Raw genomic sequence first — 16,948 nt, forward strand, 5'->3', positions numbered from 1 at the left:
TGTGGCGCAGTGGGCGCGCATCGCAAAGCGGCGCGCGCCACCATGACGCCACGACGCGGCCAAAGCCGCCTGCCGCAGTTGCATGACAGGGTGGAGACAGGCCGGGTTGCATTGCAGTCTGATTGACTAAAGGATGTGCCGTGCCTAAATCGCGGCGCATATCTGCGCGCGTCCTTTTCAACCGAGGCGCGCGCCCCTCGGTAACTTAGGAATTTGCATGTTCGGCGCACTCGCCAAGTCCATCTTCGGATCGTCCAACGAACGTTATGTAAAGTCGCTGGGCAGGATCGTAGACCAGATCGCCTCGTTCGAAGGCGCGGTCCAGGCGATGAGCGACGAGGAACTGGTCGGCCAGACCGCCAGGTTCCGCGAACGGCTGGCCCATGGCGAAACGCTGGACGATCTGTTGCCCGAGGCCTTCGCCACGGTGCGCGAGGCGGCGGTGCGCGTGCTGGGCATGCGGCATTTCGACGTCCAGATGGTGGGCGGCATCGTCCTGCATCGCGGCGAAATCGCCGAAATGCGCACGGGTGAGGGCAAGACGCTGGTCGCGACGCTCGCCACCTATCTGAACGCGCTGGAAGGGAAGGGCGTCCACGTCGTCACCGTGAACGACTATCTCGCCAGCCGCGACTGCGAATGGATGGGACAGGTCTATCGCTTCCTGGGGCTGACCACCGGCGTCATCGTGCCGAACATCAGCGAGGATCAGCGCCGCGAAGCCTATGCCGCCGACATCACTTATGCGACGAACAACGAGCTTGGCTTCGATTATCTGCGCGACAATATGAAATATGACCGCGCGTCGATGGTTCAACGGCCGTTCAACTATGCGATCGTGGACGAGGTGGACTCGATCCTGATCGACGAAGCGCGCACGCCGCTCATCATTTCCGGGCCGACCGACGACAAGTCGGAATTGTATGTCGCCGTCGATGCGATCGTGAAGCAGATCGTCGATGTCGATTATGAGAAGGACGAGAAGCAGCGCACCGTCACGCTGACGGAGGACGGGACGGAGAAGATCGAGCGCCTGCTGGAGGATGCCGGGCTGCTACAGGGCGCGAACCTCTATGATTTCGAGAATACTGCCGTCGTTCACCATGTGAACCAGGCGCTGCGCGCGGTCGTGATGTTCCGCCGCGACATCGATTATATCGTGAAGGACGGGAAGGTCGTCATCATCGACGAGTTCACCGGCCGCATGATGGACGGCCGCCGCTGGTCGGACGGCCTGCATCAGGCGGTGGAGGCCAAGGAAGGCGTCCAGATCGAGCCGGAGAACCAGACGCTCGCATCCATCACCTTCCAGAATTATTTCCGCATGTATCCCAAACTGGGCGGCATGACGGGGACGGCGGCGACCGAAGCGGCCGAATTCTTCGAAATCTACAAGATGAACGTCGTCACCATCCCGACCAACAAGCCGGTGCAGCGGATCGACGAGGAAGACAGTTTCTACAAGAATCTGGACGACAAGTTCCGCGGCATCGCCAAGACGATCAAGGTCCATGCGGAGCAGGGACAGCCCGTGCTGGTCGGCACCGTGTCGATCGAAAAGTCCGAGATGCTGTCGGAATTCCTGACGCAGGAAGGCGTGCCCCACGCCGTCCTCAATGCCCGCTTCCATGACAGCGAAGCGCATATCGTCGCGCAGGCGGGCCGCAAGGGCGCGGTGACGATCGCCACCAACATGGCGGGCCGCGGCACCGACATCAAGCTGGGCGGCAATCTGGAAATGCGGGTCGAGGACGAACTGCGCGATATGCCCGAAGGGCCGGAACGCGACGCCGCCATCGCCCGGATCGAAGCCGAGATCGAGGTCGAGAAGCAGGAAGTGTTGGCAGCGGGCGGCCTGTTCGTGCTGGCGACGGAACGGCATGAAAGCCGCCGCATCGACAACCAGCTGCGCGGCCGTTCGGGCCGTCAGGGCGACCCGGGCCTGTCGCGCTTCTACCTCAGCCTTGACGACGATCTGATGCGCATCTTTGGCCCGGACACGATGTTCGCCAAGATGATCCGGTCGAACCTGGAAGACGGCGAAGCGCTGCCCCCGTCCAAATGGCTGAGCAAAGCGATCGAAACGGCCCAGCGCAAGGTCGAAGCACGCAACTACGACATCCGCAAGCAGGTCGTCGAATATGATGACGTGATGAACGACCAGCGCAAGGTCATCTACGAGCAGCGCAGCGACATCATGGACGCCGATACGGTCGACGACGTGGTCGCCGACATGCGCCGCGAAACGGTGAACGACCTGGTCGGTGCGTCCTGCCCTCCGGGCAGCTATCCCGAACAGTGGGACATGGAAAGGCTCAAGGTCCGTGCCGCCGAGATATTGGGTCTGGAACCCGATTTCGATGCCTGGCTGGCCGAGGATGCCGTCGACCCCGAACTGATCGAGGAACGGCTGTCGGCGCTGGCCGACGAGTCGGTCGCAGAGAAGGTCAGGGAGATCGACGCGTCCGACTGGCACATGATCGAGAAGTCGATCCTGCTTCAGAGCCTGGATCATCATTGGAAGGAACATCTTTGCACGCTCGACGCGCTGCGCCAGGTGGTGCATCTGCGCGCCTATGCGCAAAAGACGCCGATCAACGAATATAAGCAGGAAGCCTTCGCCTTGTTCGAGCGGATGCTGGAGAATATCCGCGAGGATGTGACCGGCTCCATCGCCCGCGTCCAGTTCCGCATGGAGCAGCCCGCGCTGGAGGATTATGATCTGCCGGTCCTGCCCGACTTCATCACCACGCATATCGACCCCTTCTCGGGCGAAGATAATAGCGCGGATATCGATGCCGGGACGTTCGGCGGCATCACCACCACCATCCCGCGCGCCCCGGTCGGCGCGTCCCAGCCGGGCGAGTTCGCCAATCTCGACATCAGCCGCAACGCGCCTTGCCCCTGCGGTTCGGGTGAGAAATACAAGCATTGCCACGGCGCGCTGGCCTGAAACTGACGAAAGAGGCCGGGCATAACTCGGCTTCTTCGCGGCTGTTGGGCCGTTAACCAGCGGCCTTAGCGGTTCTTCAATATCGGCGGCCGACTGTCGTTTTTGCCCGGGGAAGCCGGGAAAAAGCGCCATGGACAGTGTTTCCTATCGTGCGCGCATGGAACAGCGCCGTGAAACCCGCTTCGCCGCCGAAGTCGGGGCCATGCTGCATTGGGATGGCGTCAGCCAGCCGGTAATGATCCGCAATATATCCCTCTATGGCGCGCTGGTCACAGGCCTATGGCTGCCCGACATAGGCGACCGCGTAACCTTGATCGCGGACGGGCTGGAAGTATGGGCCACGGTGGTCTGGAAAAGGCCGGATCGATGCGGCCTCCTGCTGAGCCACGCCATCGATCCGCTGGCCGTGATCGCGGAAGCGCGTACCCGTTCGGTGGAAAAACTAGCTACCTGGTCATAGCCAGAACAGATTGAATAGAGCAGGCGCCCGACATTCGGCGTCGATAACAGATCGCCGACTGAGCGGATCGTTCGATTTACCAATAGCAAATGTCGTGCTTCGCTGCCAAACTATCCTGGATTACGCGGTTTACATATAGTCGATGCGATGAATCGATGATCTGTCAACCTGTGGGGATGGGGGCACCGTTTTGAAATCACAAGACATGATCGACGAAAGTGTGCCTCAGCCGACCAAGTCGGTACGGATGCAAAGCATTATATTCGCGCGTGGCGTCGCTGCTCTGTTCGTGGTCTTTCATCACGCGGGCCGGATGGCTGCACAAGAACGCTTTTTCGGAGAAGAAGCATTCCGCGGAGTTTACGATAGGTTCACCGGGGTCAATTACTTCTTCGTTCTGAGCGGATTTTTCATCGGCTGGCTAAGCTGGAAAAATATCGGCGAAACTGGACAAGTCGGCCGTTTTTTTGCGAAACGCATGGCCCGCATCTATCCGGTTTACTGGCTGGTCCTGATCCCGCACATCATCCTTTATTTGCTGATCCCCAGCGCGGGAAAGCCCTGGCAACGGGATCCGATCAACATCCTGCTGTCCTTCTTCCTTCTCCCCTATGTCGATCCGCCCATTTATGGTGTTGCCTGGACTTTGGTGCAGGAATTGCTCTTCTGTATCGTCATGGCGATTGTGATCGCGATCGGGCCGCGGGGCATCTGGTTGTTGGCTCTGTGGGGGCTGACTGTCGCTATAGCGCAGTTCACCCATTTGCCTCATGTCTATCCAGCGACGGTGCTGCTGAACGGCGCGAACTTCCAGTTTCTGCTCGGCATTGCCACTAGTCGACTGCTGGTGCGGTGGTTACCGGACAAGCCGCATCTATGGGCTTTTGCAGGCGCGACTATCTACATCCTGTTTATCTTCATGGGCGGTGCGGTGAGCCTACATCCTTTTCTCGATCAGACGATCTACGGTGTGTCGACTTGCATCCTGCTGATCGGCTTGGTCGGTATGGAGAAACGCAGACCCATCGCCTTCCCGCCTGTTTTGCTGGCATTTGGTGCCGCATCCTACAGCATCTACCTGGTCCACCCGGTATTTCTGAGTGTCGGCACGAACATATCAAGCCGCATCCTTAAAGGTACGGGCATATCGACGGAACTGGTGATACTTATGTTGATCATCATGGCTACCGCAGTTGCCATGATCTTCGATCGATTGGTCGAGGCGCCAGTGACGAAAATTATCAGTCCGGTTCTGGCGCGTTGGCTGGAGCGTCCATTTGTTATTTGGCGACGTAAAAACCAGTTGTCACAGATATGAGGTCTCTGCCCCTTTTTGAGGGCTGGCGTTATCGCCATGTGCGCGCTAGGGAGCCACAGCTTTGGACGGGTGGCCGAGTGGTTTAAGGCAGCGGTCTTGAAAACCGCCGTAGATTTACGTCTACCGTGGGTTCGAATCCCACCCCGTCCGCGGCTGATCATCCGCGGCCTAGCCGAATAAGGATATCGCGATATCTCCCTAGCGAGCCGGTGCAAAGGACGCCCTGTCCACGGTTCGTCGCCTTATGCGACCGCCATTGGTAATAAGGGGATTCACCTGCCGCTCTGCCTGTGCAACAACAAGGGCATGGGAGATTCTTTGCGTTCATCCGTCCTGTCCTTGCTGCTGGGCCTGACTGCCGTCACCGGTGGCAACGTCGCCGTCGCGCCTGCGCAAGCGCAGGATAGCGCGGATTTCCGTGCCTATCTGGAAAGCCTGCGGCCCAAGGCGCGCGATATGGGGATCAGGGATGCGACGCTCGACAGCGTCTATCCCACGTTGACGCCCAATCCGCGCGTGGTTCAGCTCGACCAGAGCCAGCCGGGCGGCGGCGCCTATTCGCCAATTCCTAATTTCGAACCCTATCGCCGACAGCATGTCGACGCCGCGCGCATCAGCCGGGGTCGTACCGCCTATCAGGCGAACCGTTCGCGCCTGGCGCGGATCGAGGCGGAGACGGGTGTGCCCGAAGAGATCATGGTCGCCATCTATGGCCATGAAACCAACTATGGCTCCTATACCGGCGATTTCGACCTGATCCGGTCGCTGGCGACGCTGGCGCATGAAGGGCGTCGACGTGCCCTGTTCGAGCCGGAATTGCTCGCGACGCTCAAGATGTTGGACAATGGCGTGCCGCGCAGCCAGCTGGTCGGCAGCTGGGCCGGGGCGACGGGCTATCCCCAGTTTCTGCCGTCGGTCTACCTGCGGATCGCCAAGGATGGCGATGGCGATGGGAAGGCCGATATCTGGACCAGCGAGGCGGACGCGCTCGCTTCCATCGCCAATTATTTCGTGCAGTCGGGTTGGCGCAAGGGGCAGCCCTGGGGCGTGGCGGTCAGCGTACCGGCCAGCTTCAACCGCGCTGCAGTGGTTGCCAAGACGGAGCCTGCCCGTTGCCCGCGCGTGTTCAACCGGCATAGCCGCTGGCTGTCGATGGCTGAGTGGCGCAAGCTGGGCCTGTTTCCCAATAGCGGCGTCTGGCCCGCCGATAGCGTGATGGCGACGTTGCTGGAGCCGGATGGGCCGGGCAAGACCGCCTATCTGTTGACCAGCAACTATCGGGCGATACTGGATTATAACTGTTCCAATTTCTATGCCTTGTCGGTGGGGTTGCTGGCGGATGCTGTCAAACAATAAGAGGTGGTTGATGGCGGCGGCCGCGCTGGCGCTCGTCGCCGGTGGCGGGTGGGCCGCCCAACCGGAAAAGGCGGGCGCGATCGGGCAGAGCGCGGCGGTCAGCGATGGGCCGGTCGTGCTGGGGGAACCCTATGCGATAGGCGGCGTCACCTACACGCCTGCCGATCCGCTGTCCTATGACGAGGTCGGCTATGCCAGCGAAAGCGACGGCGCGAGCCAGGGTGGGACAACCGCCAATGACGAAGCGTTCCTGCCCGCCGCCATCACCGCCGCGCACAAGACGCTGCCCTTGCCCAGCTATGTCGAGGTGACGGCGCTGGACAGCGGGCGCACGATCCTGGTGCGAGTCAATGATCGCGGGCCGATGCGGGGCGACCGGATGATCTCGCTGTCGCCCGGCGCGGCGGCGCAACTGGGCGTCGAGGGGCAGGGCGCAGTGCCGGTGCGTGTCCGGCGGGTCAATCCGCCCGAGCAGGAGCGCGCGGTGCTGCGTCGCCAAGGGCGGGCGGCCGAGCGGCTGGAAACACCGGCTGCGCTTCTCAAAGTGTTGCGGACCAAGCTTCCGCCGATCCACACCGCTGCCGCTCCGCCGCCAACGCGTCCGTCGGCTGCTGGTAAGCCCAAAGCGATCGCGGTACAGCCCAAAGCCGTCCGTACGGCGCGGCCCGGCGCGGATTTCGACCCGTCGCCGCCGTCCGCGCGTGTGGCGACCAAACCAGCAAAGGCCGTGGCTGCCCCGGTCGCCGCCCCGCCGGTCCAGGCACCGGCGCGCAAGGGCGGCTATGTCGTGCAGGTCGGCGCGTTCAGCGCGCAAGCACGAGCCGAGGCGCTGGCGAAGACGCTGGGCGCGCGAGCGGAAGCGAGCGGCGGATTGTGGCGCGTACGCCTTGGCCCCTATCCTACGCAACAGGCAGCCCAGGGTGGCGTGAAGGCCGCGGCCGCCAAAGGCTTTGAGAATGCCCGCATCATGGCTAATGACGCGCGATAGAGATCGCGGTTGTAAGTGCGATTCCATATTAATCGAAGGCAGTGTTCCGATGAAGAAAAGCGTTGCAGTCCTCCTGGCCGTCGGGCTGCTGTCCCAGCCGTTGATCGCGGCCGCCCCGCCCTATACCAGCGAAGCGCCTATCGCTTACATGAAGGACCTGTCTTCGGGCGCGGTCCTTTATGACAAGGGTGGCGAGACGCGGATGCCGCCGGCGTCGCTGGCGAAGATGATGACGGCGCACGTCGCCTTTCGCCTGATTCAGAAGGGCGAATTGAAGCTGGACACCAAGTTCACGGTGCGGCCGGAAACCTGGAAGCAGTGGCACGGGCCGCAGGCCGGTTCGACCATGTTCCTGTCGGTGGGCGAACAGGTGTCGGTCGAAAATCTGCTGCACGGCATCGTCACCCTCTCGGGCAACGACGCCTGCGTCGTCCTGGCCGAAGGGATCGCCGGGACGGAGCAGGCCTTCGTCGCGCTGATGAACGAGGAAGCGAAGCGGCTTGGCCTGAAGAACAGCCATTTCGGCACCAGCAATGGCTGGCCCGATGAAGGCGTGACCTATGTGACGGCGGCGGATCTGGCGAAGCTGGCCGAGGCGACGATCGTCGAGACGCCCGACCTCTACAAGCGTTTCTATGCCACTCGGTCCTTCACCTGGGGCAAGACCATGGGCGGGTCGGATATCGCGCAGGCCAACCGCAACCCGATCCTGGGCAAGATCGAAGGGGCCGATGGCCTCAAGACCGGTCATACCGAAGAAGCGGGCTATGGCTTTACCGGATCGGCGGAGCAGAATGGTCGCCGACTGGTGATCGTCACCGCCGGGTCCACCAGCTTCAACGGCCGGGCGACCGAAGCAGTGCGTTTCATGGACTGGGGTTTCCGGGCGTGGAAGGCGCAGCCGCTGTTCAAGAAGGGCCAGACCGTCGAGACGGCGGCCGTCCAGCTGGGTAGCGCGACGAGCGTGTCTCTGGTCGCACCGCAGAACCTGGCGGTCACGCTGCCGCGTACGGCGTCGGCCAATGTGCAGGTCAAGGTCGTCTATACCGGCCCGATCAAGGCGCCGATCGCCAAGGGACAGCAGATCGCCCAGCTGATCGTCCAGACGCCCGACACCCCGCCGCAGATCATGCCGCTGGTCGCGGGCGAGGATATCGCCGAGGCGGGCATTTTCGGCCGGTTGTGGAATGGCCTGAAGTCGCTGTTCGCTTGAGCGCAGGGCGTTTCATAACACTGGAAGGCGGCGAGGGCGCGGGCAAATCGACCCAGTTGCGCGCGCTTGCCGCCGCCCTGCGGGCGCGCGGCCTGGACGTGATCGAGACGCGGGAGCCGGGTGGCAGCGAAGGCGCGGAGGCGATCCGCGCCCTGTTGCTGACCGGTGGCGCGGATCGATGGAGCGCAAGGGCGGAGGCGTTGCTGTTCGCGGCGGCGAGGGCGGACCATATCGAAAAGACGATTCGCCCGGCGCTGGAACGCGGCGCGTGGATATTGTCGGACCGTTTCCTGGATTCGAGCCGGGCCTATCAGGGGCAGGGCGTGTTGACCGACGCCGACATATTGACGCTGCATCGGATCGGCAGCGGCGGGTTCCTGCCCGATCGCACCTTGCTGCTGACGCTGCCCGAACAGGAAGCCAGCGACAGGGCGCGGGCGCGGGATGGCGATTTGACGGACCGGATCGGCGGACGGGCGAGCGATTTCCACCGCTCGGTCGCGGACGCCTTCGCCCGTTTCGCGCGCGACGAGGCTGATCGGGTTCGCGGCGTCGACGCTTCCGGGCCTGCGGAGGTCGTGACCGTGCGCCTGCTGGATGCGATCGAAGACCTGCTGCCATGACATTGCTGCTGGGGCATGATGCACAGGCGCGCACGCTGATAGCGGCAGCGCGCAGCGGACGGATGCATCATGGCTGGATTCTCGCTGGCCCCAGAGGCATCGGCAAGGGCGCTTTCGCCCGCGCGCTGGCGCTACGCCTTATGGCGGACGCGGCTGGACCGGCCATCGATGCGGACGACTTGTCCGTACCGGACGATCATCCGATCCGCCGACTGATCGAGGCGGCCGCCCATCCCGATTATGCCGAGCTGGCGCCGCTGGAAAAGGATGGCGTGACCGCGCGGAACATCAGCGTCGACCAGGTGCGTGGGCTGGGGCGGCTGATCCAGTCCGCCCCGTCCCTGTCATCCCGCCGCATCGTGGTGATCGACAGCGCCGACGATCTGGAGCGCGGGGCGGCGAACGCCCTGCTCAAGACGCTGGAGGAGCCGCCCGCCGACATGCTGTTCCTGCTGGTCAGCCATGCGCCGGGACGGCTGCTGCCAACGATCCGGTCACGCTGCCGCACGTTGCGCTTCGATCCGCTGGACGATGCGACGATGCGCATGGTGTTGAAAGCGAACGACGCCACATTGTCGCCGCCCGAAGTCGACACGCTGGTGCGCGCAGGCGGGGGATCGCCGGGGCAGGCCCTGCGCTATGCGGGCCTCAACCTGTCGGAGATCGAGCAGGCGCTGGGCGTGCTGGCGACGCAGGGCGATCCGTCCAATCGGCAAAGGCTGGCGCTGGCGAAGGCGCTGGCGCTCAAGTCGGCCAAACCACGCTACGAGGCGTTTCTGGAGCGGGCGCCTGCCTATATCGCGCAGGCGGCGCGGTCCCGGCAGGGGCCTGCGCTGGGTGAGGCGCTGGACCGTTGGGAAAAGGCGCGGCATCTGGCCGGGGGGCGGTGATCCTGTCGCTCGATCCGGCGGCGGTCGTGTTCGAACTCGCCGGGCATGTTGCGGCGCTGGCTTCCACCCACTGACCTGAAAAGCGGCTTTGCGACGGGCGGATGAGCGGCTAGGGAGTGGCCCATGTCCAAGCCTTTCACCATCACCACCGCCATTTCCTACCCAAATGGCCACCCCCATATCGGCCATGCCTATGAAGTGATCGCGACCGACGCGATCGCGCGGTTCCAGCGGATGATGGGCCGCGACGTCTTCTTTCAGACCGGCACCGACGAACATGGGCTGAAAATGGTCCAGGCCGCGCGCGGACGCGATATCGAACCGCGCGCGTTGGCCGACGAAATGGCGTCCTATTTCAAGGCGATGAACGAGAGGCTGAACATCAGCCATGATCGTTTCATCCGCACCAGCGAACCGGATCATCACCGCGCCAGCCAGGCGATCTGGCAGGCGATGGAGGCCAATGGCGACCTGTATCTGGGCCGCTACGAAGGCTGGTATTCGGTTCGCGACGAGGCCTTTTACGACGAGAAGGAAATCGTCGAAGGGGAAGGGGGCATCAACCTTTCCCCGCAGGGCACGCCGGTCGAATGGACGGTCGAGGAAAGCTGGTTCTTCCGCCTGTCCAACTATCAGGACCGGCTGCTGGCGCTGTATGAGAGCCAGCCCGACTTCATCCAGCCCGACAGCCGCCGTAATGAGATATTGCGCTTCGTGGAGGGCGGCCTGTCTGACCTCAGCGTATCGCGCACCAGTTTCGACTGGGGGGTGAAGGTGCCGGGCGCGGACGGCCATGTCATGTATGTGTGGGTCGACGCGCTGACCAACTATATCACCGGCTGCGGCTATCCCGACGACCCGGATCGGATGGCGCGCTATTGGGCCGAGGGTGGCGACATCACGCACATCATCGGCAAGGATATCGTGCGTTTTCATACGGTCTACTGGCCAGCCTTCCTGATGAGCGCGAAGCTGCCTTTGCCCAGCCGGATCTTCGGCCATGGCTTCCTGCTGAACCGGGGCGAGAAAATGTCCAAGTCGGTCGGCAACGTCGCCGATCCGATCGAATTGGCCGACCGTTTCGGGATGGACCAGCTGCGCTATTTCCTGTTGTCCGAAGTCACGTTCGGCAATGACGGCAGTTACAGCGCTGAGGCGATCGTCGCGCGGTCCAACAGCGACCTTGCCAACAGCTTCGGTAATCTGGCGCAGCGGACGCTGAGCTTCATCGCCAAGAATCTGGAAGGTCGCTTGCCTGAATCGGCGGCGCAGGATGTCGACAGCGTGTTGCTTGCTACCGTGAGCGAAGCTGCGACGACCTTCCAGTCCGCAATGGCGGACCTCGCGCCATCGGTCGCGATCGAGGCGTGGATGCGCGCGGTGTTCGCCTGCAACGCCTATATCGATGCGCAGGCGCCCTGGGCCTTGCGCAAGACCGATCCGGCGCGGATGGAGGCGGTGCTCGCCACGCTCTACGAGGCGATCGCAAGCCTGGCCATCATGATCCAGCCCGTCATTCCGGCGAGCGCCACGTCCCTGCTGGACCAGATGGGCATCGATGGGGAAGGGCGCGGCTATGGCGTTATCGGCAGCGACTTTTATGCCGCCCTTCGTGCGTCGGGCTTCACGCTGAGCGCACCCAAGCCGCTCTTCCCGCGCCTGGAACTGACGGAAGCCGAGGCCTGATCCCATGCTGATCGACAGCCATTGCCATTTAAATTACAAAGGCTTGATCGAGGATCAGGCCAATGTGTTGGAACGGTCGCGCGCGGCGGGTGTCGACCTGATGCTCAACATCGCGACGCGCGAGAGCGAATGGGACGATGTGCTGGGCACCGCGATCCGCGAGCCGGACGTGTGGGCGACGGTCGGTATCCATCCGCATGAGGCGGACGAGCATCCCCATATCGATACCGCCAAACTGGTCGAGCGCGCCGCGCATCCGCGCGTGGTCGGCATCGGCGAAACCGGCCTCGACTATTATTACGACCATAGCGACCGGGATCGGCAGCAGAAAAGCTTTCGATCGCACATCGTTGCGGCCCGCGACACCGGCCTGCCGCTGATCGTTCACACCCGCGATGCGGAAGAGGACACGCTCAGCATCATGCGCGATGAAATGGGGAAGGGGGCCTATCCCGGCGTCATCCACTGCTTCACCGCCAGCGGCGCCTTTGCCGATGCGGCGATGGAACTCGGCTTCTACATCAGCATTTCGGGCATCGTGACGTTCAAGAGCGCGAAGGATTTGCAGGAGACGGCGGCGCGCCTGCCGCTCGACCGACTGCTGGTGGAAACGGACTCGCCGTTCCTGGCGCCGGTGCCGCATCGCGGCAAATCCTGCGAGCCGGCCTATGTCGCAGACACCGCCCGGTTCCTGGCAAATCTGCGCGGGGAAAGCATCGAAGAATTGGCGGCGGCGACGTCGGCCAATTTCCGTACCTTATTCTCCAAAGTCGCATGAGCCTGAAGCTCACGATCCTGGGCAGCGGCACCTCTTCGGGCGTGCCCCGGATCGGCAACGACTGGGGCGACTGCGACCCGGCCGAGCCGAAAAACCGGCGGACGCGGGTGTCCATATTGGTCGAAAGTCCAACGACGCGCATCCTGGTCGATACGTCGCCCGATATGCGGGCGCAGCTTCTGGCGGCGGACGTCGTCCGGATCGATGCGATCCTGTGGACCCACGACCATGCGGATCACAGCCATGGCATCGACGATGTGCGGCAACTGTTCCACCATCGCCGCGCGCCGGTTCCAGGCTATGCGCGGGCGCAGACGCTCACGCTGTTGAAACAACGGTTTGCTTATGCGTTCGAGGGGCGCAACGGCTATCATCCGACGATCGAGCCGCATGTCCTGCCCGACGGGTTGCGGATCGGCGATATCGACATTGCCTGCGTGGATCAGCCGCATGGCGAGATTTTCTCGACCGGTTTCCGGTTCGGCCATGGCGGGCGGTCGATCGGCTATGCCACCGATTTCCACGCGCTGACGCCCGATATGCTGGCGCTCTATGACGGTCTGGACGTCTGGGTTGTCGACGCCTTGCGGGAAAAGCCGCATCCGACCCATCCGCATCTGGCGCTGACGCTGGACGGCGTGGCGGCGGTGCGGCCCGGGCGCGCCATCCTGACCCATATGGACCAGAGCATGGATTATGCGACGTTGCGCCGTGTCCTCCCCACCGGCGTCGAGCCGGGCTATGACGGGATGGTGGTGGAACTGGACGCGAAAGAGCAGGGGGTCTGAATGGACGGCACGGATCAGGCCGCGTCGACCCTCTGGTATGTGCTGGCGATCGTCCTGGTCGGGTCCGCGCTGATCGGGCGGCGGATGGCCTGGGGCAGCGTTTTGCGCATGGCGTTGCTGTGGGTGGCGATCTTTGCCGGGCTGTTGGGATTGTTCAAGTTCGCGCAGAGCCAGGGCCTGCTGACCGGGCGCTGGGCGGAGCAGGGCGATGTGGTCACGGTGGACGACACCCCCGCTTCCGTGCCGACCGCCCGCGCGGAAGGGCAGGCTTTGCGCGTGCCCGTGGCGGCAGACGGCCATTATTGGGTCGAGGCCACGATCAACGGCACACCCGCCCGCTTCCTGATCGACAGCGGCGCGACCATCACCGCTTTGTCGGAAAATAGTGCACGTGCTGCGGGCCTCAACTATGATGTCGGGGAACCGGGCGTCGTCATGACGACGGCGAACGGCAAGGTCGAGGCAAAGCGATCCAGCATCGCGACGCTGGTCATCGGTCCCATAAGGGCGAGCGACCTGCCCGTCGTCGTTTCGCCCGCTTTCGGAGAGGTCAATGTGATCGGCATGAACATGCTTTCGCGCCTGAAAAGCTGGGGCGTCCAGGATAGCGCCATGGTGTTGACGCCATGACGGGCAAGACCGCGACGCCGGGTGCGCCGACGCAGAGCCAGCGGCTCAAGGCCATTATCGGCGGGTCCGCAGGCAATCTGGTCGAATGGTATGACTGGTATGCCTATGCCGCCTTCACCCTCTATTTCGCGCCGCATTTCTTCCCGAGCGAGGATCGCACCGCGCAGTTGCTGAGCGCTGCGGGGATCTTCGCAGTCGGCTTTCTGATGCGGCCGATCGGGGCGTGGTTGATGGGCGTCTATGCCGATCGTCATGGGCGCAAGAGCGGGCTGACCCTGTCGGTGGCGCTGATGTGCGCGGGGTCGCTGCTGATCGCGGTGACGCCGGGTTATGAGACGATTGGCGTCGCCGCGCCTTTGCTGCTGGTGCTGGCGCGGTTGATGCAGGGCCTGTCGATCGGCGGGGAATATGGCGCGAGCGCGACTTATCTGTCGGAAATGGCGGGGAAGAACCGGCGCGGCTTCTTTTCCAGCTTTCAATATGTGACGCTGATCGCGGGGCAATTGGTGGCGATCTGCGTGTTGCTGATATTGCAGGCGACGTTAAGCGAGGCGCAGCTGGATGACTGGGGCTGGCGTATTCCCTTCTTCATCGGCGGGGCGCTGGCGGTCATCGTCTTCTGGTTGCGGCGGGGGCTGGCGGAGACGCAGAGCTTTGCGGTGGCCAAGGCGGAAGGCGCGCCCAAATCGGGCTTCGTCGAACTCATCACCAACCATCCGCGCGAGACGCTGACCGTGATGCTGCTGACGGCCGGTGGCACGATCGCCTTCTATGCCTACAGCATTTACATGCAGAAATTCCTGGTCAATACGAGCGGGCTGAGCCGCGAGGTGGCGTCGCAGATCAATGCGGTAACGCTGTTCCTGTTCATGCTGTTGCAGCCGGTGGCGGGCGCGCTGTCCGACCGGATCGGACGCAAGCCGCTGATGATCGGCTTTGGCGTGATGGGCGTGCTGTGCACCTATCCGATCTTTGCCACGCTGGCGGTGACGAAAGACCCGCTGGTCGCCGGATTGCTGGTGATGGCGGGCCTGGTGATCGTGAGCGGCTACACATCGATCAACGCGGTGGTGAAGGCGGAGCTGTTTCCCGCACATATCCGCGCGCTGGGCGTCGCGTTGCCTTATGCGTTGGCGAACACATTGTTCGGCGGAACGGCGGAGTTCGTCGCGCTGTGGTTCAAGCAGGCGGGCATGGAACCGGCATTCTATATCTATGTGACGGTGATGATCGCCATATCGCTGAGCGTCTATGTGAAGATGCGGGACAGCGGGAAACATAGCCTGATCCGGGAGGATTGATCGGGCCATGAGACAGCGAGTTGGACAGTTGTGAGCGTTTTTCGTATCGCAAACTATTTAACATAATATATATTATCGAACTTTTATTATCATGATGCGCGGGGGTGGTCAGCGCGCTGTGTAACACCTATCGAACCGATCAACTTTTTCCATCTGCGTCAGGATATCCATGTCCACAGCCAGCCCCGCCGACATCATGCCATTAGCCGACGTCATGGCGCGACTGCGCGATCCCGACACGGGCTGTCCCTGGGACATCGAGCAGGATTTCGCGTCGATCGCGCCCTATACGATCGAGGAAGCCTATGAAGTCGCTGACGCGATCGCGCGTGAGGACATGGACGGTCTGCGCGACGAACTGGGCGATCTGCTGCTCCAGGTCGCTTTTCATAGCCGGATCGCCGAACAGGCCGGGCATTTCGCGTTGCAGGATGTGATCGACGCCATCACGCAGAAGATGATCCGTCGCCATCCCCATGTCTTTGGCGAAGGCGCGCGGCGCGAAGATGGGCATGTGCAGTGGGAAACGATCAAGGCGGCTGAACGGGCGGAGAAAGACCCCGATCCCAGCGCACTGGCCGGCGTGGCGATCGCCCTGCCCGCGTTGTTGCGCGCCGAAAAATTACAGAAGCGCGCCGCGCGGACGGGCTTCGACTGGCCCGATACGGTCGGCGTAGTCGACAAGATCGCCGAGGAACTGGATGAGGTGCAGAACGCCATCACGCAGGATGAGCGCGAGGAAGAGGTTGGCGACCTGTTGTTCGCCGTTGTCAACCTCGCACGGCATCTGAAGGTCGATCCGGAAACAGCTCTGCGCAAGGCCAATGAGAAATTCGATCGGCGGTTTCGGGCCATGGAGGACATGGCGGGTAACGCGTTCGCTGGGCTGGCGCTGGATGACAAGGAAGCCCTGTGGCAGCGCGCCAAGCAGCGGGAAAAAGCGAGCAGCCGTTAAAGCGTGACGGGATGCAGCGCTTCGCCGGTCGCTTCAAATCTCGAGATATTGGCGATTGTGGTAGCGGCGATGGCAGTCAAAGCCTCGGCGGTGAAGAAGGCCTGATGCCCGGTTATGAGGACGTTGGGAAAGGTCAGCAACCGGGCGAACATATCGTCCTGAATGGGTTGGTCCGAAAAATCGGCGAAGAAAAGCGACTCTTCCTCCTCATAGACATCCAGACCGACATAGCCGATCCGCCTCTGTTTCAGCCCGTCGATCACGGCATGCGTGTCCACCACGCCGCCGCGGCTTGTGTTGATCAGCATGACGCCTGCCTTCATGCGGGCGATCGCATCCGCATCCACCAGATGATGCGTATCGGGCGTCAACGGACAATGGAGTGAGATGATGTCCGATCGGTCCAGCAGTTCATGCCAGGACACATAGGCGGCGCCCATTTCCGTCAGCGCATGGGCATCTGGAAAAGGATCATAGGCGATCACCCGGCAATCGAAGCCACGCATGATGCGGGCGATATTCAGGCCGATCTTACCAGTACCCACGATCCCCACCGTGCGTCCGCGCAGATCGAAGCCCAGCAGGCCATCCAATGCGAAATTGCCTTCGCGGCCCCGGGCATAGGCCTTGTGGGTCTTACGGTTGAGCGTCAGGATCATCGCGACGGTATGTTCCGCGATCGCATCGGGCGAATAGGCTGGCACGCGCCCTACCGCCAAATTCAACGCAGCCGCCGCATGCAGATCGACATGGTTGAACCCCGCGCTGCGCAGCGCGAGAAAGCGGACGTCCAGTCCGGCCAATATCTCCATTGCGGGGCGATCGAGTCGATCATTTACGAAGGCGCAGATGGCACCGCACCCTGCCGCCAAAGAAGCCGATCGCGCGTCGAGCCGGGTTTCTAGATAGACAAGGTCATGCCTGTGCCCGGCCGCTTCATTAGCCTGATCGAGAAAGCGGCGATCGAAAGCATGGGTACTGAAAACGGCGACTTTCAAGATGTGCGTCC

At 62.7% G+C, this 16,948-nt stretch carries 14 protein-coding genes, 1 tRNA gene and 1 pseudogene; 15 read left to right on the forward strand and 1 reads right to left on the reverse strand.

Annotation, left to right across the window (positions count from 1 at the left end):
• Window positions 1-217 precede the first annotated feature (217 nt).
• The 15 genes and pseudogenes from secA (at window position 218) to mazG (ending at window position 15,939) form a co-directional block, all read left to right on the forward strand.
• A complete protein-coding gene (gene secA / locus U5A82_RS12580; protein ID WP_326291208.1) occupies window positions 218-2,953 on the forward strand; it encodes a preprotein translocase subunit SecA in 2,736 nt (911 codons plus the stop codon).
• Window positions 2,954-3,083: 130 nt separating this feature from the next.
• Window positions 3,084-3,413 carry a PilZ domain-containing protein gene (locus U5A82_RS12585; RefSeq protein ID WP_326291209.1) on the forward strand — a complete coding sequence of 110 codons (330 nt, stop codon included), beginning with the start codon at window positions 3,084-3,086 and terminating at the stop codon, window positions 3,411-3,413.
• 205 nt (window positions 3,414-3,618) lie between these two features.
• Complete coding sequence (locus U5A82_RS12590; protein WP_326291210.1) at window positions 3,619-4,731, forward strand: acyltransferase family protein; 1,113 nt, start codon at window positions 3,619-3,621, stop codon at window positions 4,729-4,731.
• A 63-nt stretch (window positions 4,732-4,794) separates the two neighbouring features.
• A tRNA-Ser gene (locus U5A82_RS12595) sits at window positions 4,795-4,881 on the forward strand.
• Between the two features lie 156 nt (window positions 4,882-5,037).
• The gene (locus U5A82_RS12600; protein WP_326291211.1) at window positions 5,038-6,087 is read left to right on the forward strand and encodes a lytic murein transglycosylase; all 1,050 of its coding nucleotides are present in this window, start codon (window positions 5,038-5,040) and stop codon (window positions 6,085-6,087) included.
• Window positions 6,088-6,097: 10 nt separating this feature from the next.
• Window positions 6,098-7,075 carry a septal ring lytic transglycosylase RlpA family protein gene (locus U5A82_RS12605; RefSeq protein WP_326291212.1) on the forward strand — a complete coding sequence of 326 codons (978 nt, stop codon included), beginning with the start codon at window positions 6,098-6,100 and terminating at the stop codon, window positions 7,073-7,075.
• Window positions 7,076-7,124: 49 nt separating this feature from the next.
• Window positions 7,125-8,288 (forward strand): D-alanyl-D-alanine carboxypeptidase family protein, encoded by a 1,164-nt coding sequence (locus U5A82_RS12610; protein ID WP_326291213.1) that lies wholly within the window; start codon window positions 7,125-7,127, stop codon window positions 8,286-8,288.
• Window positions 8,285-8,911: a dTMP kinase gene (gene tmk, locus U5A82_RS12615; RefSeq protein ID WP_326291214.1), complete on the forward strand. Its 627-nt coding sequence runs from the start codon at window positions 8,285-8,287 to the stop codon at window positions 8,909-8,911. The genes U5A82_RS12610 and tmk overlap by 4 nt, the downstream gene beginning before the upstream one ends.
• A pseudogene (locus tag U5A82_RS12620) lies at window positions 8,908-9,875 on the forward strand (AAA family ATPase). Before tmk ends, U5A82_RS12620 begins: the two are co-directional and overlap by 4 nt.
• A 49-nt stretch (window positions 9,876-9,924) precedes the next feature.
• Window positions 9,925-11,487 carry a methionine--tRNA ligase gene (gene metG, locus U5A82_RS12625; protein WP_326291215.1) on the forward strand — a complete coding sequence of 521 codons (1,563 nt, stop codon included), beginning with the start codon at window positions 9,925-9,927 and terminating at the stop codon, window positions 11,485-11,487.
• 4 nt (window positions 11,488-11,491) lie between these two features.
• The gene (locus U5A82_RS12630; RefSeq protein WP_326291216.1) at window positions 11,492-12,265 is read left to right on the forward strand and encodes a TatD family hydrolase; all 774 of its coding nucleotides are present in this window, start codon (window positions 11,492-11,494) and stop codon (window positions 12,263-12,265) included.
• Window positions 12,262-13,053, forward strand: a complete 792-nt coding sequence (locus U5A82_RS12635) for an MBL fold metallo-hydrolase (protein WP_326291217.1) — start codon at window positions 12,262-12,264, stop codon at window positions 13,051-13,053. Before U5A82_RS12630 ends, U5A82_RS12635 begins: the two co-directional genes overlap by 4 nt.
• Window positions 13,054-13,683, forward strand: coding sequence for a retropepsin-like aspartic protease family protein (locus tag U5A82_RS12640; RefSeq protein WP_326291218.1), 630 nt, complete (start codon window positions 13,054-13,056; stop codon window positions 13,681-13,683).
• Window positions 13,680-14,984 (forward strand): MFS transporter, encoded by a 1,305-nt coding sequence (locus U5A82_RS12645; RefSeq protein ID WP_326291219.1) that lies wholly within the window; start codon window positions 13,680-13,682, stop codon window positions 14,982-14,984. The genes U5A82_RS12640 and U5A82_RS12645 overlap by 4 nt, the downstream gene beginning before the upstream one ends.
• Window positions 14,985-15,153: 169 nt before the next feature.
• Window positions 15,154-15,939 carry a nucleoside triphosphate pyrophosphohydrolase gene (gene mazG, locus U5A82_RS12650; protein WP_326291220.1) on the forward strand — a complete coding sequence of 262 codons (786 nt, stop codon included), beginning with the start codon at window positions 15,154-15,156 and terminating at the stop codon, window positions 15,937-15,939.
• Here the strand turns inward: mazG and U5A82_RS12655 are convergent.
• Complete coding sequence (locus U5A82_RS12655; RefSeq protein WP_326291221.1) at window positions 15,936-16,937, reverse strand: 2-hydroxyacid dehydrogenase; 1,002 nt, start codon at window positions 16,935-16,937, stop codon at window positions 15,936-15,938. The genes mazG and U5A82_RS12655 overlap by 4 nt on opposite strands.
• Window positions 16,938-16,948 lie beyond the last annotated feature (11 nt).

It is taken from the genome of Sphingobium sp. CR2-8, assembly GCF_035818615.1.
Classification (GTDB): Bacteria; Pseudomonadota; Alphaproteobacteria; order Sphingomonadales; family Sphingomonadaceae; genus Sphingobium.